The 22,232-nt window shown below is 33.7% G+C and carries 16 protein-coding genes, 2 tRNA genes and 1 pseudogene; 16 read left to right on the top strand and 3 right to left on the bottom strand.

What is annotated here, in order from left to right; genetic code table 11:
* The first annotated feature begins 374 nt into the window (after nt 1–374).
* On the top strand, nt 375–1,661 hold the full coding sequence (locus tag HMPREF2603_RS12390) for an adenylosuccinate synthase (protein WP_002480281.1): 1,287 nt from the start codon (nt 375–377) through the stop codon (nt 1,659–1,661).
* Nucleotides 1,662–1,774: 113 nt separating this feature from the next.
* Here the strand turns inward: HMPREF2603_RS12390 and HMPREF2603_RS12395 are convergent, their stop codons facing one another.
* Nucleotides 1,775–2,668, bottom strand: a complete 894-nt coding sequence (locus tag HMPREF2603_RS12395; RefSeq protein WP_002480280.1) for a YitT family protein — start codon at nt 2,666–2,668, stop codon at nt 1,775–1,777.
* Nucleotides 2,669–2,775: 107 nt separating this feature from the next.
* Here HMPREF2603_RS12395 and HMPREF2603_RS12400 point away from each other — a divergent pair.
* The 12 genes from HMPREF2603_RS12400 (at nt 2,776) to HMPREF2603_RS12455 (ending at nt 15,242) form a co-directional block, all read left to right on the top strand.
* Nucleotides 2,776–2,850, top strand: a tRNA-Glu gene (locus tag HMPREF2603_RS12400).
* 5 nt (nt 2,851–2,855) lie between these two features.
* A tRNA-Asp gene (locus HMPREF2603_RS12405) sits at nt 2,856–2,928 on the top strand.
* Between the two features lie 373 nt (nt 2,929–3,301).
* Entirely contained in the window at nt 3,302–4,000 is a 699-nt protein-coding gene (yycF, locus tag HMPREF2603_RS12410; RefSeq protein ID WP_002480279.1) for a response regulator YycF, read from the top strand.
* Between the two features lie 11 nt (nt 4,001–4,011).
* The gene (gene walK, locus HMPREF2603_RS12415) at nt 4,012–5,841 is read left to right on the top strand and encodes a cell wall metabolism sensor histidine kinase WalK (protein ID WP_060803767.1); all 1,830 of its coding nucleotides are present in this window, start codon (nt 4,012–4,014) and stop codon (nt 5,839–5,841) included.
* The gene (locus HMPREF2603_RS12420; RefSeq protein ID WP_070502122.1) at nt 5,831–7,165 is read left to right on the top strand and encodes a YycH family regulatory protein; all 1,335 of its coding nucleotides are present in this window, start codon (nt 5,831–5,833) and stop codon (nt 7,163–7,165) included. Before walK ends, HMPREF2603_RS12420 begins: the two co-directional genes overlap by 11 nt.
* Complete coding sequence (locus HMPREF2603_RS12425; RefSeq protein WP_023014864.1) at nt 7,162–7,950, top strand: two-component system regulatory protein YycI; 789 nt, start codon at nt 7,162–7,164, stop codon at nt 7,948–7,950. The genes HMPREF2603_RS12420 and HMPREF2603_RS12425 overlap by 4 nt, the downstream gene beginning before the upstream one ends.
* 295 nt (nt 7,951–8,245) lie before the next feature.
* Entirely contained in the window at nt 8,246–9,046 is an 801-nt protein-coding gene (locus HMPREF2603_RS12430; RefSeq protein ID WP_031262349.1) for an MBL fold metallo-hydrolase, read from the top strand.
* 458 nt (nt 9,047–9,504) lie between these two features.
* A complete protein-coding gene (gene rlmH, locus HMPREF2603_RS12435) occupies nt 9,505–9,984 on the top strand; it encodes a 23S rRNA (pseudouridine(1915)-N(3))-methyltransferase RlmH (protein ID WP_057510708.1) in 480 nt (159 codons plus the stop codon).
* Nucleotides 9,985–10,034: 50 nt separating this feature from the next.
* Nucleotides 10,035–11,123, top strand: a complete 1,089-nt coding sequence (locus HMPREF2603_RS12440) for a hypothetical protein (RefSeq protein ID WP_060803768.1) — start codon at nt 10,035–10,037, stop codon at nt 11,121–11,123.
* 105 nt (nt 11,124–11,228) lie between these two features.
* Nucleotides 11,229–12,491, top strand: coding sequence for a DNA cytosine methyltransferase (locus tag HMPREF2603_RS12445; protein WP_060803769.1), 1,263 nt, complete (start codon nt 11,229–11,231; stop codon nt 12,489–12,491).
* A 145-nt stretch (nt 12,492–12,636) separates the two neighbouring features.
* The gene (locus HMPREF2603_RS12450; protein WP_060803770.1) at nt 12,637–14,991 is read left to right on the top strand and encodes an AAA family ATPase; all 2,355 of its coding nucleotides are present in this window, start codon (nt 12,637–12,639) and stop codon (nt 14,989–14,991) included.
* Nucleotides 14,992–15,062: 71 nt separating this feature from the next.
* The gene (locus HMPREF2603_RS12455) at nt 15,063–15,242 is read left to right on the top strand and encodes a hypothetical protein (RefSeq protein ID WP_060803771.1); all 180 of its coding nucleotides are present in this window, start codon (nt 15,063–15,065) and stop codon (nt 15,240–15,242) included.
* A gap of 124 nt (nt 15,243–15,366) precedes the next feature.
* On the opposite strand, the gene HMPREF2603_RS13740 is transcribed toward HMPREF2603_RS12455, so the two are convergent.
* Both HMPREF2603_RS13740 and HMPREF2603_RS13745 read right to left on the bottom strand, forming a co-directional pair.
* The gene (locus HMPREF2603_RS13740; protein ID WP_231724092.1) at nt 15,367–15,801 is read right to left on the bottom strand and encodes a DUF6994 family protein; all 435 of its coding nucleotides are present in this window, start codon (nt 15,799–15,801) and stop codon (nt 15,367–15,369) included.
* Between the two features lie 51 nt (nt 15,802–15,852).
* The gene (locus HMPREF2603_RS13745; protein ID WP_231724093.1) at nt 15,853–16,182 is read right to left on the bottom strand and encodes a hypothetical protein; all 330 of its coding nucleotides are present in this window, start codon (nt 16,180–16,182) and stop codon (nt 15,853–15,855) included.
* A 275-nt stretch (nt 16,183–16,457) separates the two neighbouring features.
* On the opposite strand from HMPREF2603_RS13745, the pseudogene HMPREF2603_RS12465 reads away from it, so the two are divergent.
* From HMPREF2603_RS12465 to HMPREF2603_RS12475, 3 genes and pseudogenes are all read left to right on the top strand, one after another.
* Nucleotides 16,458–18,605: pseudogene (locus HMPREF2603_RS12465) on the top strand (MMPL family transporter); the annotation flags it as partial.
* Between the two features lie 318 nt (nt 18,606–18,923).
* Nucleotides 18,924–20,606, top strand: a complete 1,683-nt coding sequence (locus HMPREF2603_RS12470) for a trypsin-like serine peptidase (protein ID WP_060803772.1) — start codon at nt 18,924–18,926, stop codon at nt 20,604–20,606.
* Nucleotides 20,607–20,967: 361 nt separating this feature from the next.
* Complete coding sequence (locus tag HMPREF2603_RS12475; protein ID WP_060803773.1) at nt 20,968–22,161, top strand: NAD(P)/FAD-dependent oxidoreductase; 1,194 nt, start codon at nt 20,968–20,970, stop codon at nt 22,159–22,161.
* Nucleotides 22,162–22,232 lie beyond the last annotated feature (71 nt).

A 22,232-nucleotide genomic window follows, 5' to 3' on the forward strand; every position in this document is an offset into this window, starting at 1 on the left:
ATGAAATTATAGATGAATTTAAAAAGACCAAACGCGCGTTTTGGTCTTTTTTTAATGGGAAATTAGAAAAAATAAGGCGAGATAGAAACGAATTTAAAAATATTTTTACGTACAATAAACTAATGTTAAGTTTGAATGTACGGTTTTAAGTCGATTTAAAAGGGTTATATTGTCAATAAGTATGTATAATATAAAGTGTGATAAACGGTATAAAACATTGGTATTAAAGGGTTTATATCACTTTTGTGAAAGTTTGAGTGTTCACTGAACTGCCAAAAATCTGTAATATTTAATGTTCGTTTTCTATTTGCATTACACGCTTACAATTGATAGAATATTGAATGGTTAATTGAGAATAACTTGGAGGTGCTCTTATGTCATCAATCGTAGTTGTTGGGACACAATGGGGAGACGAAGGTAAAGGTAAAATCACAGACTTTTTAGCAGAACAAGCGGACGTTATTGCACGTTTTTCAGGCGGAAATAACGCAGGACATACAATCAAATTCGGCGGAGAAACTTATAAATTACACTTAGTGCCATCAGGCATTTTCTATCAAGATAAACTATCTGTTATCGGTAACGGTGTTGTAGTTGATCCGGTTGCATTATTAAAAGAGTTGGACGCATTAAATGAACGCGGCATTCCAACAAATAATTTGCGCATTTCAAATCGTGCACAGGTTATTTTGCCTTACCACTTATTACAAGATGAGTATGAAGAACGTCTTCGTGGTGATAACAAAATCGGTACGACTAAGAAAGGTATCGGCCCAGCATACGTTGATAAAGCACAAAGAATCGGTATCCGTATGGCGGATTTATTAGACAAAGAAACATTCGAACGCTTATTAAAAGCAAATCTTGAACACAAAGCAGCATACTTTAAAGGTATGTTTAATGAAGAAGCACCAGCTTTCGAAGATATCTTCGAAGAATACTATGCAGCTGGTCAACGCTTAAAAGAATATGTAACAGACACACCTAAATTATTAGATGATGCACTTGTAGCTAATGAACGTGTATTATTCGAAGGTGCACAAGGGGTTATGTTAGACATCGACCATGGTACATACCCATTCGTTACATCAAGTAACCCAATTGCTGGTAACGTTACTGTCGGCGGCGGTATCGGACCAACATCAGTATCTAAAGTTATCGGTGTATGTAAAGCGTATACGTCACGTGTAGGTGATGGTCCATTCCCTACTGAATTATTCGATGAAGATGGTCATCATATCCGTGAAGTGGGTCGTGAATATGGTACAACTACAGGACGTCCACGTCGTGTCGGCTGGTTCGACTCAGTGGTATTACGTCATTCACGTCGTGTAAGTGGTATTACTGACTTATCTATCAACTCAATCGACGTTTTAACTGGTTTAGATACAGTTAAAATCTGTGTTGCGTATGAGTTAGATGGTGAAGAAATCACTGAATACCCAGCAAACTTAAACGCGTTGAACCGTTGTAAACCAATTTACGAAGAATTACCAGGTTGGTCTGAAGATATTACAGGCGTACAATCATTAGAAGAATTACCAGATAACGCACGTCGTTACTTAGAACGTATTTCTGAGTTATGTAACGTAGGTATCTCAATCTTCTCTGTAGGTCCAGACCGTACACAAACAAATATGTTAAAACCTTTATGGTCATAATTTAAAAATAATAAGTTGTAATTACAGCAACTTAAAATCAATGATATAGAAAAATGCAATGCGGGTATGAACCTGCATTGCATTTTTTGTATTCATAAAGCTTATGATGAAGTTTAATGAATTTTTTTCTTACGATGGTGTCCGCCACGTACTTCAGAAACATTACCGAAGGATAAGAAGGCGTTCGGATCGATTTGAATAACGACTTCTTTTAATTTCGCTTCCTCAACACGTGTGATGACCGTGAAGACGACTTTACGCGGATCGCCTGTATAGGCACCCTCTGCGTGTAAGTACGTCACACCACGCCCTAAACGGTCGTTAATCGCTTCTCCAATTTCTTTATACTCATCACTAATAATCCAGACCGCTTTTGATTCATCTAAACCGATTAAAATTAAATCAATCATTTTAAAAGCGATGAAATAAGCGACAACACTATACATGGCACTTTCCCATGTGAATACAAAACCAGCGACTGCGAAAATAAAGAAGTTGAAGATCATCACGATTTCACCGACTGAAAATGGCAAACGGTTATGCACGAGAATGGACATAATTTCTGTTCCATCCATACTACCGCCGGCTCGGATGACTAAACCGACACCGATACCGACAATGGCACCACCGAAGATGGTGATAAGTAAAGGTTCTCTAACGACTGCAGGGATATCATGGAGCAACATAGTTCCGATAGATAAGACAGTAATCGCATAAAGCGTAGATACCGCAAATGTTTTACCAATCTGTTTATAACCTAAGAAGAAAAACGGTAAGTTAAGAATAAAGATAAACACACCGAGTGATAAACCTGTTAGATGAGATAAGATAATCGAAACACCGACGATCCCGCCATCTAACAATTTATTTGGAACTAAGAAGAGTTCAAGTCCTACTGCCGTAAGCATTGAACCTATCGTTAAGAAAAGGATACGTATAATAATTTGTGTGAGAGACAGTTTTTTCTCTTTCTTTGTATGACCCCCAGAGTGCGTGGATTGATTCATAATTTGCCTCCTAAAATGGGTTATGTAAAAATTATACAAAAAAACTTTAAAAATTGCTTGTGTTTTTTTAAAGAGCTGTGCTATAATCTATCTTGTGCTTGAAAAACGGCTCCTTGGTCAAGCGGTTAAGACACCGCCCTTTCACGGCGGTAACACGGGTTCGAGTCCCGTAGGAGTCACCATTTTAGGTCTCGTAGTGTAGCGGTTAACACGCCTGCCTGTCACGCAGGAGATCGCGGGTTCGATTCCCGTCGAGACCGTACAATGCTCATCCAATAGGGTGGGCATTTTTATTTTGTCTTTTTCTTGTTTTATGTTTAAGATAGTTAGTTTTATAATTAGATAACGTGCTATTAAAAAACAAAATCAAGGTATAAAATGTAATGAAATGTTACAATAGCATAAACATGCATGAATCCTCTCTTTTAGACATCTCCATTTCTGCAATCCACATAAAATTTACAATATCTTCACATAATGTCTTTTACCCGAAAAAATAGATAGTCAATAATAGAATTAATTTGGTATGAAAAATAGAATTGGCGTGCTAGAAATGGTAAATTATATAGTAGATACTTATGTCTAAATAAAATTATTCATGTACGATTATGATTAGAAATGAGGTTTAGGATTATGGCGAGAAAAGTAGTTGTAGTAGACGATGAAAAACCTATTGCTGATATTCTAGAATTTAACTTGAAAAAAGAGGGTTATGAAGTCTTTTGTGCATATGACGGAAATGATGCGATTGACTTAATTTATGAAGAAGAACCAGACATCGTACTCTTAGATATTATGCTTCCAGGCAGAGATGGTATGGAAGTCTGCCGTGAAGTACGTAAGAAATATGAAATGCCGATTATTATGTTGACGGCAAAAGACTCAGAAATTGATAAGGTGCTTGGTTTAGAACTAGGTGCGGATGACTATGTGACGAAACCTTTCAGCACACGTGAATTGATTGCACGTGTGAAAGCGAACTTACGTCGTCAATATACACAACCGCAAGAAGCAAATAATGCGCCGAACGAAATTAAAATTAAAGATATTGTCATCTACCCAGATGCGTATTCTATTAAGAAACGCGGCAAAGATATTGAATTGACACATCGTGAATTTGAATTGTTCCATTATTTAGCGAACCATATGGGACAAGTTATGACACGTGAACACTTACTGCAAACGGTATGGGGCTATGATTACTTCGGTGACGTACGTACGGTCGATGTTACAATCCGTCGTTTAAGAGAAAAAATCGAAGATGATCCGTCACATCCAGAATATATCGTGACACGCCGCGGTGTCGGATACTTCTTGCAGCAGCACGACTGAGGCCATAGTATATGAAATGGCTTAAACAATTTCAGTCCCTTCACACGAAGCTCGTGATTGTTTATGTCTTGTTAATTATTATTGGGATGCAGATTATTGGTTTATATTTTACCAATAACTTAGAACGTGAATTAACACAAACATTCAAAAACAATATTTCGCAGTATGCGAAACAAATTGAGATCAACGTGGAGAAGGTCAATGAAGAAGACAAATCAGTCAATACGCAAAAAGAGATTCAAGAATTACTTAATGAATATGCGAACCGCCAAGAAATTGAACAAATCAACTATATTGATAAAGATCAAATTATAGTCGCGTCGACGAAACAATCTTCTAACAGTATCATTAATCAAAAAGCCAATGATACCTCTATTCAAAAGGCACTTTCATTAGGACAAGCGAATGACCATACGATGTTGAAAGACTATGGTAAAGGTAAACAGCGTGTATGGATTTATAACTTGCCTGTGAAGTCGTCTAAAGGTGTTATCGGTGATATTTATATTGAAGCGGATATCGATAGTGTTTATGATCAATTAAACAACTTTAACCAAATCTTCATTGTAGGTACTGCGATTTCTTTATTTATCACAGGATTACTCGGATTCTTCATTGCGCGTACGATTACTAAACCGATTACGGATATGCGTAACCAAACGGTTGAAATGTCAAAAGGTAATTATACGCAACGTGTAAAAATCTATGGTAATGATGAAATCGGTGAACTGGCATTAGCCTTCAACAACTTGTCAAAACGTGTACAAGAAGCACAAGCGAATACGGAAAGTGAGAAACGTCGTTTGGACTCAGTTATCACACATATGAGTGATGGGGTCATTGCGACGGACAGACGTGGACGTGTGCGTATTGTGAACGATATGGCATTAAAGATGTTAGGTATGTCTAAAGAAGATGTTATGGGTTACAACATGTTGGGTGTCTTAGATTTAGAAGATGAATTCGCGTTAGATGAGATGCAGGAAAATAATAATAGCTTCTTGTTAGATATTAATGAAGCGGAAGGTATTATTGCGCGTGTCAGCTTCAGTACAATTGTACAAGACACAGGCTTTGTGACAGGTTACATTGCGGTGTTACATGATGTAACAGAACAACAACAAGTAGAACAAGAACGTCGTGAATTCGTTGCGAATGTTTCACATGAGTTGCGTACGCCATTAACTTCGATGAACAGTTATTTAGAAGCTCTAGAAGAAGGCGCTTGGCAAGATCCTGAAATTGCGCCGCAGTTCTTATCTGTAACAAGAGAAGAAACGGTACGTATGATTCGCTTGGTTAATGACTTATTGAATTTATCACGTATGGATAATGATACAGAACAAATCACTAAAGAAATTGTGGACTTTAATATGTTCATTAATAAAATCATCAACCGTCATGAGATGGCTTCAAAAGATGTAACATTTGTGCGTGACATTCCTGATGAAACAATCTTTGCGGAAATTGATCCAGATAAGATGATGCAAGTGTTTGATAACGTCATTACGAATGCGATGAAATACTCACGCGGCAGCAAGCGTGTTGAGTTTCACGTGAAACCGAATCCATTGTATAACCGCATGACGATTCGTATTAAAGATAATGGTATTGGTATTCCGATTAATAAAGTGGATAAAATCTTTGATCGTTTCTTCCGTGTAGATAAAGCACGTACACGTAAGATGGGCGGTACAGGTTTAGGTCTTGCGATTTCAAAAGAAATTGTGGAAGCACATAACGGACGTATTTGGGCAAATAGTGTCGAGGGACAAGGTACCTCAATCTTCATCACATTACCGTGTGAAGTTATAGAAGATGGTGATTGGGATGAGGCATAAAGAAGCAGCAAAATCCGTGATTCTCACACTTTTAGTCTTAATGAGTATTGTGCTGACATATTTAATGTGGAATTTCTCACCAGACCTTGCGAATCTTGAAAGCCAAGATAATAAGAAAACAAATCAGAATACCATCGGCAAAGCGAATTCAGAACCTATGGCGAGTGTTATTTCGCCGTATCAAGTGGTGTATTCGAATGATGATAAGTTCACAGGTGCTTTAGAAACCCGTACGATTAACCGTAATATTGTGAAGGTATTAAAGAATCAAGAGGTTGAAGATGCTCATGAAGTCTATCATGCGCATAACCTATTTATTCCGGAACTCAGCGATAACTTCTTGGTGTTAGACTTTGCGTATGATATGCCTTTATCTATGTATTTGGGTCAAGTTTTGAATATGGATGCGAAGGTCTCAAATAAGTATGAGTTCAATCGTTTATTGATTGATGCAGAGCAAAAGGATACAGCAGTCATTTACGCCATCAGCAGTGACCATCACCGTGTGATGCGTATGACAACATCTATTCCAAGCAACAAGGTTAATGACTTAGTAGGTAAAATCAAACCAAATTTAATACCATTCGCAGATATTATTACGAATAGAAATACAATTGATGCGGCAACGCATATCTTTGCGCCTGAAAAGCCGCAACATTTAAAAACGTACCGTACGATTTTTAATCACATTAGTGTGGAAACGATGAATTTTATACTCTTTAATGATTCTGTAGTGGTGCGTAGTACGAAAAGCGGTAATACGACTTACAACAATAATACAGGTGTCGCAACATATGATTCTAAAAATGAACTCTATCGTTATATGAACTTATCTGAAGATGAATCAAAATCTAAGAATATGTTAGAAACGATTCCTAGTACGTTTGACTTTATTAACGCACATGGTGGTTTTACAGATGATTTCCGCCTCTTTGATACGGATGATGAGTCTGGTGAGTTAACTTATCAAATGTTTTTAAATGGTGTACCTGTATTTAACGAAAATAACTTAAGTACCATCCAAGTGGCTTGGGGTGAGAAAGGTATTTTCAGTTATGGACGCTCTTTATTAAAAAGCAATATCACCATTGATAGCGGTGAAGAAAAGGAAAAACTCCCTGGCGCAGAAACAGTACGTTCTAACTTAGCGAATAATCCATCCATCGACTTTAAGAAAATAACGAATATCACGATTGGTTATACGATGAAAGATCGAGAAGAAGATGACATGGAAGTTCAGCGTAATAGTGAGTATGTACCACAGTGGTATGTGCAGTATGATGGTGAATGGTATGCTTACGAGAATGGAGGGCTTAAGTCATGAATTGGAAGTACGCAAAGACACTCTTCATTTTCGTGTTTCTCATCATCAATATAATGTTAGCTGTGATGTATGTGAATAAAATCAACAAATCTTACATTAATGATGCTGAAGGGAATAATGAAGTCAACTTCAGACAAGAAGAAATCAGTATTCCTAAAGAATTACCAGATGTCAGAGGATTGAAAGTTCAACTAGTCACAGGCCGTTCTAAAGATTTCACGAATTACGCGAAATCAAAAGACGAAGTTAAAACAGAAGATGATGGTAAAATCGCACAAGGTAACATCAGCCCACCGATTAGCGTCAGCAATGATCAAGTAACCAGCCTTAAAATGTACATGAAGAAAAATATTTATAAAGGTGAAGATTACCAATTATTTAGTACAGATGATAACGAAGAAACGTTCGAACAAACCTTTAATGGTTTACCGATTATGAACAATGATAAAGCGATGTTGAAGTTTAAAATTAATGATGACGAAGAAGCGAGCAGTTATCGCCAAACAGCGCTCCATGAGCTCAGTACTTCAAAAGGTGAAAATAACGAAGCACAACATGTCATCAGTGCGCGTAATGCGATTGAAGCTTTATACTTCAACCGTTATTTAAAACGTAATGACGCAGTCACTAATATTCGTTTAGGATATTACTCAGTAGTGAGAGAAACCAATGTTCAAGTTCTCCAAGCAAGTTGGGAGATTAAAGTTAATCACGCTGGCAGTACCAAAACGAAAACGTACTATGTTGAAGCGACTTCAAAAAATCCGAAGATTATTGTGAGATAACCAACAATATAAAATAAGCAAAGAGGAGTATCATGAGATCAATCTGATGGTACTCCTCTTATACATAGGATGTTCAATGTGTGAAACAATTTCAGCTGATATGGTGGGCAGCTGTATCAATTAGGTGTACAATAGATAAGTAAAAATTAAAAAAGATGAGGGACGGCACTGTTCGGCCACTCAAACGGCAGTATGACCAAGCCGTATCTTTAACAAACAGCTCATAATTTGAGATAATAATTAAAATGTATTCGGATGTCCAAAATAAATGAAAACAGTTAGAAACTTAGAAAGGGTGAATCGCTTGATACGTATGAGCGTACTTGCGAGTGGTAGTACAGGCAATGCCACTTATGTAGAAAGTGATAAAGGAAGCCTGCTCGTTGATGCTGGATTAACTGGCAAGAAGATGGAAGAACTCTTCAGTAAGATTGATAAAAATATTCAAGATTTAAATGGGATTTTAGTCACGCATGAACACATTGACCATATTAAAGGATTAGGTGTGCTTGCGCGTAAATATAAATTACCGATTTATGCCAACGAAAAAACTTGGCAAGCGATAGAAAAGAAAGACAGCAAGATTCCAATGGATCAAAAATTCATTTTCAATCCATATGAAACACACTCATTAGCTGGATTTGATATTGAATCATTCAATGTGTCGCATGATGCGATTGATCCGCAATTCTATATTTTCCATAATAACTACAAGAAATTTACAATGATTACAGACACAGGTTATGTTTCAGACCGTATGAAAGGCATGATCAGAGGCAGTGATGCCTTCATGTTTGAAAGTAACCACGATGTAGATATGTTGCGCATGTGTCGTTACCCTTGGAAAACTAAACAACGTATCTTAGGTGATATGGGGCACGTCTCAAATGAAGATGCAGCAATGGCAATGTGTGATGTCATTACAGGCAACACGAAACGTATTTATCTTTCTCACTTATCACAAGATAACAATATGAAAGACTTAGCGCGTATGAGTGTAGGACAAGTCTTAAATCATCATGATATTGATACAAATAAAGAAGTTCTACTATGCGATACAGATAAAGCAGAACCTACACCGATTTATACAATATAAATAAGTTTGAGACAGCCAATGAAGCGAACCACTTCATTGGCTGTTTTTTTACGAAGAAAAGTAAAAAAACACGCAAAAGTCATCGCAAAAAACGGAAAAAGTGTAGATAAAACTTAGGGAGAAAATGTATAATTTCTAAGGTAGTGTGCACGTAGGGTAGTTATTCACAATTTTGTGTAAAGAAAGCGTAAAACTGTGAATAACTATGTAAGACTGACCTCAAAGTTATGCACAAAATGAGGATAAGTTACCCACAATTGTGCACAATCCACAGAGAAATACCCACATTATTAACAGAGTTATCCACATATCTACAAGTTAACCACAGAAATGTGGGTAAAATACACAAGAATAGCAGTGAATTTATATACATAAGCCACTTATTAAGACAGTAAGCTGTGAATAGGTGGATAACCTGTGGATAACTCGAATAACTATTCAGATATAAGGAGAATGTGATGAAGATAACTGTACTTGCCGTAGGCAAATTAAAAGAAAAATACTGGAAACAAGCCATTGCAGAATACCAAAAACGTTTAGGTGCTTATACAAAGATAGAAATCATCGAAGTTCCTGATGAAAAAGCACCAGAAAATATGAGCGATAAAGAAATAGAACAAGTGAAACAAAAAGAAGGACAACGTCTGTTAGCGAAAGTAAAACCACAATCCACAGTCATTACATTAGAGATTAAAGGTAACATGTTAACATCAGAGGGATTAGCCAAAAATCTTCAACAACGTATGGTTCAAGGTCAAAGCGACTTCACTTTCATCATCGGAGGATCAAACGGCCTGCATCAAGACGTCCTAGACAGAAGTAATTACGCCTTATCCTTCAGCAAAATGACCTTCCCTCACCAAATGATGCGTGTCATCTTACTTGAACAAGTATACAGAGCATTCAAGATCATGCGTGGGGAAGCTTATCATAAGTGATACGAATATCATCATGGAGTTAATAATATGAGAGAATAATGGAGGAATATATGGAAATTAAAGAGATAAAAAATAATTTGTTCAAATTAGATGATGATAATAATGATATCGTGTTAAATTCTTTAAACATTGCGATAAAGTCATATTTTTGTAGTTATGCAAGTGTTAGAGAACAGTTTGATAAAAGAACGTATCATGAAACATATAGTAAAGATTACTATGAGAATTTTTCAGAAACGATTTTACACTTTCATCATTTCTTTGAGTTGTTGTTAAAAGAATTACTAAAAAATGAGCATAAGTTGCTACCTATAGACATTACAAGAGAATCTAAGGTATTAGTAAAATTGATTACAAATAAACCATTAGAGGATAATGAAAAATTAAACAATAATACATTAGCTTTCAAATCGCTACTTGATAGAACTTGTAAATTAATTAGCTTAGAACCAAATATTCATTTTGGCTTTATAAAAAATCATAAAGCTTCTTTGGATTTATTGAATGATATAAGAAATGGTATATGGCATAAAGGGGAAAATATGCTTACGTATGAAGCATATGACTATTTAATTGGTAAGTATATATTACCGCTAGCAGTTAAGTTTCTAAAGTGTTCAAATTATATGGAAAAGTATAAAAAAACTCAACTTTGGGTGTTTAAAGGAAATAGTATTAAAATTAATCCATTAGAATTAATAATAAAAGAGTTTGAAAAAGAAAAAATAGATATCGGTAAAGTTGCTGTGCTTAAAGAACTAGGAAGAGCGTCTTATTATAGTCATTATGGTAAAGTTTTTGGAACATTTGTCGAACAAAAAAACAAAATCGCTTATCAATTAGCAAAAGCAGAACTTGTAAATGACTTCGAATCTACCAATGCTATTTTAAATTGTCCATGTTGTGGTGCTGAATCATTAGTAACTTACTATAGTGATGAAATCACCTATAGTGAAGAGCATATGATTGAAGATGAAAATGGTTATATTCAAACCTGCAATACAATAGCTGGTAATCAATATATTGATAAAGTTAAATGTCCAAATTGTACTTTTCAACTAAATAAAAAAGGGCTTAAAAACTTAAAGGAATATGGATTTGATGTTGAGGATTATTGGATTATTATTAAAGAGTATTAAGTACTCAGTAGATTTATATTCATACAAATAATATATATAGTACACTGTTAAAAGGCAGTGTGCTTTTTTGTTATAATTAAATAAAAATTAAAGTGGGTGACAATCATGAGTGTTTGGGAGAAATATACAAAAGAAGGTCAAGATCAATATATTCAGTTCTTAAAAGTTTATGGTGCTTTATCTAATCTTTTCAGACAGAAAAAAGGCGACATGATACCTTATCTAGACTCTAAATTTCAAGAAACGGTTTATGCAAAATCATTCAATTCTAAAAATGTAGATATAGGAAATACACCACATGATATTCTATCTGAATTTGGAAATGAAAGGATAGGAATTGGATTAAAAACATGGATGAATACCTCACCATCATATCAAAAAGTGATGCAGTTAAAACGTTATCAAAAAGAAATTGAACCATATATATTAAAAGGTAATCTTGAAGATTTAGCTTATAAAATTTCAAGTTTAAAAAATGAGAGGATGCGATCTGATTACGAAAGGTTAGGACTATCTGAAGATAAAAATATATATCATTATATAACTAGGGATAAAGGTAAATTCGTTTTGCAAGAATGTGCCTATCCACTAATTGATATTAACAATATTCAAAATCCCTATATGACAGATAAATCATTTACTTGGAATGATGGTGCGAAGTTTTATAAATATACTTTTGGTGATTCGCAAATATGGCAGAGATTTTCGACTGATTATAGTGATACACATATTATTGACCAGTGCCAAATTGATATTATTGATTTTTCATCTCAAAAAGATGATAGATATTATTATAGAGAAGGAAGACAACCTTTTTATAAAAAATTGTCTGATGAAGTTACAAAAAAGTATTCTATTTATCAATGGAGAAGACAGTATGTCAGAGAAAATAAGACAGGAGTAGTACCAACTTTAACTGCTAATATGGGAACAGGAGGACACAATGTTCCAATTATTCTTTCTGATAGCGGTATAAGAAAATTAACTCCTAGAGAAACATTTAATGCACAAGGGTTTCCAATGGATTTCAAGTTACCTGAAAATATGTCGAACGGCCAATTATATAAACAAGCTGGCAATAGTGTTGTTGTTCCTGTTGTAAAAAGAATAGCAGTTAATATGGAGAAAGCTCTGGATACAGTTACAAAAAAGAAAAAGTCAGCTAAAGAATTTCATGGTAAGTATTATGTAATGTATACAAGTATGAAGGGTCGATTTACAGGGGAAAGTTATTTAGCAAAAGTTTTGGATAGTGAAGAAGAATTAGTAAACTTTGCTAAAGAAAAAGACATTAATTATTTAACTAAAGAAGAATATACAAAAGATATTAAGAAAAACAAAGAAATAGAGTTTTATTCGTATGAGTAACAATTGAACACCGTTTTTAAATAGGTGTTCTTTTTTTAATCTCTACCTATACGAAAAGTCTAGATAGATTTAGCAAGTTAAGCAGAATTCTTATTTTGTAAAATTATTAACCTAGGTAAACAATCTAGTTTGAAGAGGGGATTAAATGAGTATAAAAAACATTGAAATTAATAATAACTACTTACCTTACGAGCAAATAAATTTAAACTTTGAAAATGGAAATGGTGATGTAATTAGAGACTTTCTTGTATTTGGAAGGAATGGTAGCGGAAAGTCCACTATAGCAAAAGCTTTAAGTGAATACAGAAATAACCAAGCTGAAGAGTTATTTAATGAATCATTACAGATAAAAGTTGACTATTTTGAAAACGAAAACTCAGAACCGAATTTTTTTATATATGATGATGGATTTATAGAAAATAAAATTAAATTCAGTGAAAATGAAAATTTAGAAGCTATTGTGATGTTTGGTGATCAAGAGGACTTAACAAATTTACTGACGAACAACAAAAAAAGTCTTGAAAGAGTCGCAAGGTTAAAAAATAAATATCAAAATTTTGTTAACGAATTTGATAGAAAAAAAGAGATAAATAAAGTATTGAAAATATTGAGAGGAGGGGACAGTTGGTCTGAGAGAGCAAATAGAATAGAATCTAAATATAAACAAAATAAACGGGTAGACGAAGATATCTTACAAGAAATTTTGCAATATGAAAATGATAATAGTATAGAAACACTATTTAATGAACTCAATGAACACCAACAGATAATAAACTCTTTTACAGATGCAGATAGAATTAATGAAATTCAAAAATATAATAAGTTTAAAGCGGGATTAAGAAACAAAATTAAAGAGGTACTATCAGACAAATCAGCAATCAGTTTTTCTGAAAACTTAGATGAAAATATGAAAGAAATATTTGAAATATTCGGAAATAAATATCTAGAAGAATTAGATGAGTATTTACAAGAAAACCCAAAAATATGCAAAACATGTTTTAGACCGTTAGATAAAGACTATGTGTTGGTTTTAAGGGAAAAGATAAAACAAGTTTTTGAAAATGATATCATTGATCAGAAGATTCAAAATATTAATAGCGTGATAGAAAAACTCCCCAAGAAGTTTCAAAAGTTGGAAATACCTAATATAAAAACTAGTAAAATTAATAATTTATTAAATGAGCTTGAAAATGAAACTTTGAAGATTAAATCTCTTTTAACCTTAAAAACAAACAATCTTACTAACGAGTACTCTTTTAATGACAATGAATATAATAAAATTATTGAAGAGATAAATGTGGAAATTGAAGTTGTCAATAATGAGATTAGAAACTTTAATAAGCAAATAGAAGAATTAAGCGAGCATAAAACAAACTTTAATAAAACTAACAATATGATTGCTTATTTAGAAGTGAAAGATGAATATAGAGAATATCTAGAGAAAGTTTTCAGAAATGAATTTGATGAATATATGTTAAATAAAACCAAAAAAATTTATAAAAGAAGGGAAGAGAAAAAGAATACTATTGAGACAAAGTTAAATCGAACAGAAATAGCTTTGAACAGTATAAATAAAGAATTGGCTCTTATATTTCTCGATAAACAGCGTTTAGTTCTTGAATCGAGAACAGGATATTACACTCTCTTAGTGAGAGGGAAAAATGTCCCATTATCTAAACTTTCTACTGGTGAAAAAAATGTATTATCATTGGTTTACTTTTTTTCAATAATAAATAAAGATAAACGAGTTAACGAGTTCTTTAAAGAGCATATTTTTTTAGTGCTAGATGATCCAATTTCAAGTTTTGACTATGAAAATAAAATTGGTATATATAATTACATTAGAAGACAATTCAACAAAATTTATGAAGGAAATATAAAATCTCAAATTTTAATTACTACACATGATATGGAAGTCTATTTCAACTTAGAAAAAGTTTTCTTAGATATAGTATTAAGAAACGGGAAAAAGTTAGCTTCTAAAGTAAATAAGTATATATTGTCAGAAAAAGGTTTGGATTCAGACAAAAAAAATAAACTGAGTAATATGTATAAAAATCAACTAAATTCAATTTACGATTTTGCTAATGGGAATGCAAATGAATCAGAAACTTATATTGGTAACTCAATGAGAAGGGTATGTGAAGCATTTAGTACGTTTAAATATCGCTGTGGAATTGATGAATTGAGGACAGAAAGAATTATAATAGAAAGCATAAAGCCAGAAAAACTAAGTTTATTTTTTGAAAATTATCTTTTCAGACTAATACTTAACAATGAAAGTCATGAAAGCGATAATATTAAAGGCATAACTGATAGAAACATATTTGATTATTTGAACTTAAATGAAAAAGTTAAGACAGCAAAGTTAATCATCTTATTTTTATATAAACTTGATGAAGTTCATATATTAAGACAATTATCAAATAAAAGCGAAGAACATGAAGCAATTATAGGAAAAATAAATGAATGGGATAATGAAATTTCAGAATTATTATAAAATCACAACCAAGGAATGTGTAGTAGTTATGAACTTTTAATAAATTTTTATAAATTTAACTGGAGATGATTATGGTGATTACACTTGATTCAAAAACTAATCAGAAGATTGTAAGTAACGTTGCTTTAGAAGGCATGACGCTTACTAGAGAACAACAGCAATTACTCTTGTATGCTATCAATAATAAAGAAGTAATTACTAATGAGTTAATTAGGAAAATAGCATATCATGGAGAAACGAATGATAATTAATAAAATATAATATTTAATCGAGTATAATTTGCCGGTTGTAAAAAATTATGAAGATATAGAGTGATGAAAAGCGTCTTATCAAGTAGACACTTAAAAAGTGAAAACTAGATAGGATGCTTTTTAATTAAGATTGATATTTATACATTAAATCAAAATGAGTATTAGATAAACCTTCTCCGCAGTTCTTAATGTAATGAATAATGTTAGCAACACAGTTCTCTTCAAACTTAGCTTTTTTAGGAATTGCTTCTAAGCAATGATCTGAAGTATTTTTATATGGTTTAGATAGATCGATAACATTGTATTCTGATGAAACTGCAGTATTTGAATATACAAAATAGTTTAATCTCATGCTATCTATAAAGTGATTGAAAGAACTAAATGATTTTAGCCAATCTCGCGTAGTTTTTTGACTATAAGTTTTCTGTAATCTTAATTCAGGTTTGTAATTATAAAACTCTTTAATATCAAAAAGAGTATAATCAATTCTATCACCGAGCAGTATTCCTTTGATTTGGTTTATAGAGTTTTTTTGAGCTGGAAAGGTTAAATGACCCATTTTATTTCCTCTAATTAAGGCATAATCGTCTAACTATTGCTTTTGACCTTTTCAGAACTTAAAAAGTTGTTTCCATCCAACAAGTCCATCAAGACTGCAATTTTGGTTATTAATACTGAGAAAGTATTGATTGTTTGAATATTGAGCTTTTTGAGTTTCATTATAAAAATCCTTCATTTCAGCTACTAAAGCTTTATCTATCCTATCTGAATCTACATAGATTGCCTCAATTAAAGAGTTGAGCTTACTAAGTGAACTATCTCTCTTATATTTATTATTCTGATGATAATATTTTAAGTCCTCTCTCAATATTTGCCAAAACTCGCTATCATATAATGACTTGATTAATTTAACGTTATTTTCATAGACATATCGCTTCATCATATAGATCCTATTTGCCAAAATTTATTTCAATTCATTTTATCACTCCCATTTCGATAAGTCTATTTACTACTTTAGAGTATTATTGAACTATTTTTATTGTATGAGCTATTAAGTTATTCTAAAACAACATTTACTCCGTAATGTAGTTTATACATACATAGCTATTTGTTTGAGGATATGAATGCTGTTTAGTGCTTGGTAAACTTATAGCGTAGTTAAAACTACTATGTAGATTAAGCTACACTATATATTTTACTGGGAGGGAAAATGATATGGCAAAATTTTTATATAAAATTGGTACTTTTACAGCAAAACATAAATGGCTCTCTATCGTTTTATGGATTGCGGTTTTAGCCGCATTAGTAATTACAATGGCAGTTAAACCCCCGCAATTTGAAAATGATATTAAGATGACGGGTATGAAGTCTATAGAAACAAACCAAAAGATTGAAAAGGAATTTAAGGTAGATAATGAAAAGGCTGGTATTAGAGTCGTTCTGAAATCCGATGATAAAAAAGGAATTATGAAACCTGAAGTCATGAAAGATGTTCAGAAAACCTTAAATGATATTAAAAAAGAAGATAAACAAGTAGAAAGTGTTACAGATCCTTATAAGTATCAACAAATAAGTGAAGATCAAACAACAGCTTTCGCTGATGTTCAATATAAAGTCAGTGCTGCAGCGATGGATGTGAAAAGCATTGATAAAGTCAAAGATCAGGTGAGTGAACTTAAAGATAAACATCATATTCAAACAGAATTAACAGGAACAGGGATGGCAGCCGCAACTGAAATGGGTGGCGCATCTGAATTAATCGGTATTGCGGTCGCATTCATTGTATTGTTAATTACATTCGGTTCATTTATCGCAGCAGGATTACCGATTGTGACAGCAGTCTTAGGACTTTTAACAAGTGTAGGTATTATTGGATTGCTGACGCACTTCACTGCAATTCCTAATGTGACGTTGACATTGGCAGTGATGATAGGACTCGCAGTAGGTATAGATTATGCACTCTTTATTTTATTCCGCTATCGTTAAATTATTAAAAAAGAACCTGACGTAATTAAAGCGATTGGTCTCGCAATTGGTACAGCTGGCGGTGCAGTTGTCTTTGCAGGTGTTACAGTAATTATCGCAGTTTGTGGTTTAGGTTTAGTAGGTATTGGATTTTTAAGTATTATGGGATATATGTCTGCGATCAGTGTGTTATTTGCGGTGATTAGTGCGTTAACACTTGTTCCAGCATTAATCAGTGTCTTCCATAAACGTATTCAACCTAAAACTAAGAAAAAAGTGAATCAATCAGCAGATACATTCTGGTCTAAATTAGTGGTAGGTAAACCTATTATTGCAGTGATTTTAGGTCTCGTACTTTTAGGTGCTGCATCTATTCCAGTGACGCATATGCGTTTAGGTATTCCAGATGATGGTGTGAAACCACCGCATGCAACAGAGAAAAAAGCATATGACATTATGAGTGATAAGTTCGGTGAAGGTTTCAACGGACAAATTCCGATGTTAATCAATGTCAAAAATAAAAAAGATCAACCTGAAGAATTACAAAAAGATTTACAGCAAGTGATGAAAGACGTCAATGGAATGAAAAATGTAAGTATTGTAGCTCCTCCAATGATGTCTAAGAGTAATGACTATGCATTAATGACTATTATTCCTAAACATGGTCCGCAATCAGAAAAAACAGATGTATTAGTAAAAGACTTAAGAGACTATCATGATAAAGCGAAAAGTAAATATGGCTTTGATACAGAAATTTCAGGACAAAACGTGATTAATATCGATATGTCTAAGAAATTAAATGATGCGATTCCTGTCTTTGCTAGTATCATTGTGGCACTCGCATTTATCTTACTCATGGTTGTATTCCGTTCATTACTCATTCCGTTAAAAGCAGTTTTAGGATTCATTTTATCACTAACTGCTACACTCGGTTTCACAACCTTTATTATGCAGGATGGCTTCTTAAATTAACTGTTTGGTGTACATGAAACAGCACCTGTGCTTGCTTTCTTGCCTGTTATTGTTATTGGTATCTTGTTCGGTTTAGCGATGGACTATGAAGTGTTCTTAATGTCTCGTGTACATGAAGAATATAGCCGTACAAAAGACAACAAGCATTCAATCAAAGTAGGTATTAAAGAAAGTGGCCCAGTTATCATAGCGGCTGCACTGATTATGTTCAGTGTATTCATGGCATTTGTAACGCAAGAAGATGTCATGATTAAGACAATGGGTATTGCCTTAGCGTTTGGTGTACTGTTTGATGCGTTTGTCGTTAGATTAATGATTATTCCAGCCCTCACAGTGTTATTTGGTAAAACATCATGGTACTTACCAAAATGGTTGAAACGTATTCTTCCAAAAGTAGATATAGAAGGACATGCCTTAGAATCAATGATGCCACGACAAGACTATGTAGTAGATCAAAAAGGAGATGAGACAAAGCAGTGACGTTATAAATAAAATAATGACTCAATTACTATTTCATAATCATGAATAGAAACCTCATTAATTCGGTTGGTGAGATAACTTAGCGGTTATCTCTCAATCGAATTTTTTATTAATTAACACTCCATTTTTCTGGAACATTTTGACTACTAAAAATAGTCGATTAAACCTTTAAAAATATATTGCTATACCTAGTTAAAAAGGATATGCTTATGAGGAAACAAGGGTGTGCCCATTTCATAGATAGAAATAAGGGGATGAGGTCTGATGAATCAAGGATTCTCAATGGGTAAATATGTATATAGTTTTATATTAATTTTAATGTTGATGGGTTGCGTGTTCGTGATTCAAAATAACAGTGCACACGCGTCAGAAACGAATCAAGAGATCGAGGGACAAGTTAATCAGAGAGCAGCTGTTACAACTGATAAAGAAGCGGCTATAGGAAGCGAAGAACAGGTTACAAATCTCTCACAGAATGAGCCACAACTTTCTACACAAAATAGCGTTGAAGCTACACATTCTCCAATAATGCCAAAGCAACAGACAGAGTTAAAACAACCTCAAGTTGTATCAACTGAAGCGGTACAAACACCTTCGGTTGTACCTAATAAACCACTTCAAAAAACATCTAATGTGATCACAAAACAGAATACTAAAGTATCGCCACCAGTTAAAAGTATTAAAAACGCATCTCCAATTAAAACGCAACCAGTTAAACCAATAAAAGCAGTACCTTCAAACGTTAAACAAACAAAGGCTAAAACAACTTTTACGAGTCCGAAAGGGATCAAACCACAACACTTATCAAGCTCAGTTAAAAAATCTAAACCTGCTGTTAAAAAAGTTGCTAAAAAAGCACCTGTAACTAAAAAATCAAAAGTAGTGTCAAAATCTAAAATAGTAAAAGCAAAGCCAAAAGCAAACACTAAATCAAAACCAAAAGCTAAAACAGTAAGTAAGAAAAAGGCACCAGTTGTTTCTAAAAAGAAAGCATCAGCAGTGCCAAAGAAAAAAGTTCAATTGTTATCTACAACAGTAAAGAAAGCACCTGTTAAAAAGAAAACAGTAGTAGTCACAACGAAACCTAAAGCAGCTCCAAAGCCAGTACCTAAGGTTGCGCCTAAGCCGAAAGCTCCAGTAAGCAATTACTATAATCAAGCACCAAAACTTTGGCCAAAAGGGATACCTGGTAGTGAGAATGTTCGAGACTTCGGGCAGACTACCTATGCCTCAGGTATTAATGATGCATTAAAAATTATGAAAGCCTCTGGTAATAAAGGGGTAACGATTAATCATACAACAGCTAAAGCAGCTAATATTGCGACGATATTTAACTACAATCCAACGACTAAAAAGCTGACTTATGGCACAGGTACCGCAATTGGAAAACACACAATTCTAACTGCGAATCATGTGGTCAACGATTCACAAGCACGTAAACCGATGACACCTTCAAAAGTACAAAACTTGAGAATAGATTTATTACGAGAAGGTTCGAAAGTAGCGCGTACTGTTACCGTTACAGGCGTTAAGATGCTTCAATATGGAGATGTCGCGTTATTGTATACAAAAGAAGATTTATCTAAATATATGACCGTACGTAAAATCGCACCAGAAACATCAATCACGAAAATTAAAGCGAATACACCTATCTATATGTATCATTATGGTTTACCGGCTGGAAAATTTAAAAATGATCCAATGGGTACGATGTATCATTCAACTGGTAAATACTCTATGATGGCACGTAATGTGAATCCTATTGGTTATTATCAGATGATGGCTGAACCTGGATCTTCAGGCGGAGCAGTATTAAACAGTAAAAATGAAGTATTAGGTGTACATGATTTTAGAATTGCTTCTGGAGAATATCAAAAGTATAACCTGAATACGATGGCAGAATTAAGAGGTAAACTACGTCAGGAAGTTATCAAGAACATTAAATAAAGAGTTTTGTCATAAACGACTATTCACTTATTAGACAATATTAGCGATTGTTTTAATAATGAATAGTCGTTTTTTTATTTTTAATGATGCCAGTTATGTAGTTTTTACTATAAACAAAGAATTTATGAAAAATAACGGGGTCTATTAAGTGTTTCGTGTAACTGTGAGGGTAAAATATATAATAGGATTATTTTTAAGGGGATTAAATGGAATCTATTATTTATACATCATTGATATACAAACAAATACCCCTTAGGGCATTTGACTTATATCGATGTATCTTTTAATATACCCCTGTAGGTATTTTTGAGAAGCTAATCTAGATCAGTCATCAATCATAAAATAAAGGAACGTGGTAAAGATGGCTCAACATTATAAAGTAGTCATTATAGGTGGCGGTACAGCTGGTATCATAGTGGCAGCGCGTCTTTTAAGACAGAGAAAAGATTTAAAAGGACAAATCGCAATTGTTGATCCTGCGTCAGATCATTATTATCAACCTTTATGGACGTTAGTAGGCGCAGGGGCATCAAAATTAGAATCCACACGTAAAAGTATGAAACAAGTACTTCCTAAGGGTGTTGATTGGATTAAACAAGCTGTTCAGCAATTTAATCCAAAAGAGAATCGCATCCAACTAGATAATGAGAAACAAGTCAGTTATGACTATTTAGTGGTATGTCCAGGCTTACAAGTGAATTGGTCTGATGTGAAAGGACTTAAAGAAAATATCGGCAAAAATGGTGTGTGCTCTAACTATGCACCACAATATGCGAAAGAAACATGGAATCAATTGTCTAATTTTAAAGGCGGAAATGCGATATTCACCCATCCGAATACAGCGGTTAAATGTGGTGGGGCACCTATGAAAATTATGTTTTTAGCTGAGGATTACTTCAGAAAACATAATATGCGCAATCAAGCGAATGTTATCTTTGAGACCGCAAAACCTGCGATGTTCGAAGTAGATAAATATAAAAAGCCTTTAGAACGTATTGTTGAAGAAAGAGGCATTAACGTAGATTATCAACACCACTTAATCGCAATTGATGGCGAACAAAGAAAAGCAACTTTTGAAAACTTACAAACTGGTGAGACTAAAACATTAGATTATGAGATGTTACATGTCACACCGCCAATGGGACCATTAGATGTCGTTAAAAACAGTGCGTTAGCAGATGAAGCAGGTTGGGTAGATATCGACCCTACGACAATGCAGCACAAGACATACAACAATGTCTTTTCGTTAGGTGATGCTTCTAACTCACCAACATCTAAAACAGGTGCCGCAATTAGAAAACAAGCACCAGTTGTTGTGAATAACTTACTACAAGTGATGAATCAAGAAATGCTGACACATCATTATGATGGTTATACATCATGTCCAATCGTGACAAGTTATAATACGATGATGTTAGCTGAGTTTGATTATAATAAAAAACCAAGAGAAACGATGCCATTTAACCAAGCTAAAGAACGTAGAAGTATGTATATCTTGAAGAAAGATATCTTACCAAGAATGTATTGGTACGGTATGTTAAAAGGCTTGATGTAAGTAGTTAAAAAGTTCATATTGAACTGTTTATATTTAACCAGAAAAAGAGGGTGGGACGTCTTGTCTCACCC

Source organism: Staphylococcus sp. HMSC055C03 (assembly GCF_001809385.1).
In the GTDB taxonomy this organism is placed as follows: Bacteria; Bacillota; Bacilli; order Staphylococcales; family Staphylococcaceae; genus Staphylococcus; species Staphylococcus simulans.

Coding starts and splice junctions, on each gene's coding strand:
- yycF (WP_002480279.1), top strand. CDS start 3,302: ATGGCGAGAAAAGTAGTTGTAGTAGACGATGAAAAACCTATTGCTGAT.
- HMPREF2603_RS12390 (WP_002480281.1), top strand. CDS start 375: ATGTCATCAATCGTAGTTGTTGGGACACAATGGGGAGACGAAGGTAAA.
- HMPREF2603_RS12440 (WP_060803768.1), top strand. CDS start 10,035: ATGGAAATTAAAGAGATAAAAAATAATTTGTTCAAATTAGATGATGAT.
- HMPREF2603_RS12450 (WP_060803770.1), top strand. CDS start 12,637: ATGAGTATAAAAAACATTGAAATTAATAATAACTACTTACCTTACGAG.
- HMPREF2603_RS12425 (WP_023014864.1), top strand. CDS start 7,162: ATGAATTGGAAGTACGCAAAGACACTCTTCATTTTCGTGTTTCTCATC.
- HMPREF2603_RS12420 (WP_070502122.1), top strand. CDS start 5,831: ATGAGGCATAAAGAAGCAGCAAAATCCGTGATTCTCACACTTTTAGTC.
- HMPREF2603_RS12445 (WP_060803769.1), top strand. CDS start 11,229: ATGAGTGTTTGGGAGAAATATACAAAAGAAGGTCAAGATCAATATATT.
- HMPREF2603_RS12470 (WP_060803772.1), top strand. CDS start 18,924: ATGAATCAAGGATTCTCAATGGGTAAATATGTATATAGTTTTATATTA.
- rlmH (WP_057510708.1), top strand. CDS start 9,505: ATGAAGATAACTGTACTTGCCGTAGGCAAATTAAAAGAAAAATACTGG.
- HMPREF2603_RS12455 (WP_060803771.1), top strand. CDS start 15,063: ATGGTGATTACACTTGATTCAAAAACTAATCAGAAGATTGTAAGTAAC.
- HMPREF2603_RS12395 (WP_002480280.1), bottom strand. CDS start 2,668: ATGAATCAATCCACGCACTCTGGGGGTCATACAAAGAAAGAGAAAAAA.
- walK (WP_060803767.1), top strand. CDS start 4,012: ATGAAATGGCTTAAACAATTTCAGTCCCTTCACACGAAGCTCGTGATT.
- HMPREF2603_RS13745 (WP_231724093.1), bottom strand. CDS start 16,182: ATGAAGCGATATGTCTATGAAAATAACGTTAAATTAATCAAGTCATTA.
- HMPREF2603_RS13740 (WP_231724092.1), bottom strand. CDS start 15,801: ATGGGTCATTTAACCTTTCCAGCTCAAAAAAACTCTATAAACCAAATC.
- HMPREF2603_RS12475 (WP_060803773.1), top strand. CDS start 20,968: ATGGCTCAACATTATAAAGTAGTCATTATAGGTGGCGGTACAGCTGGT.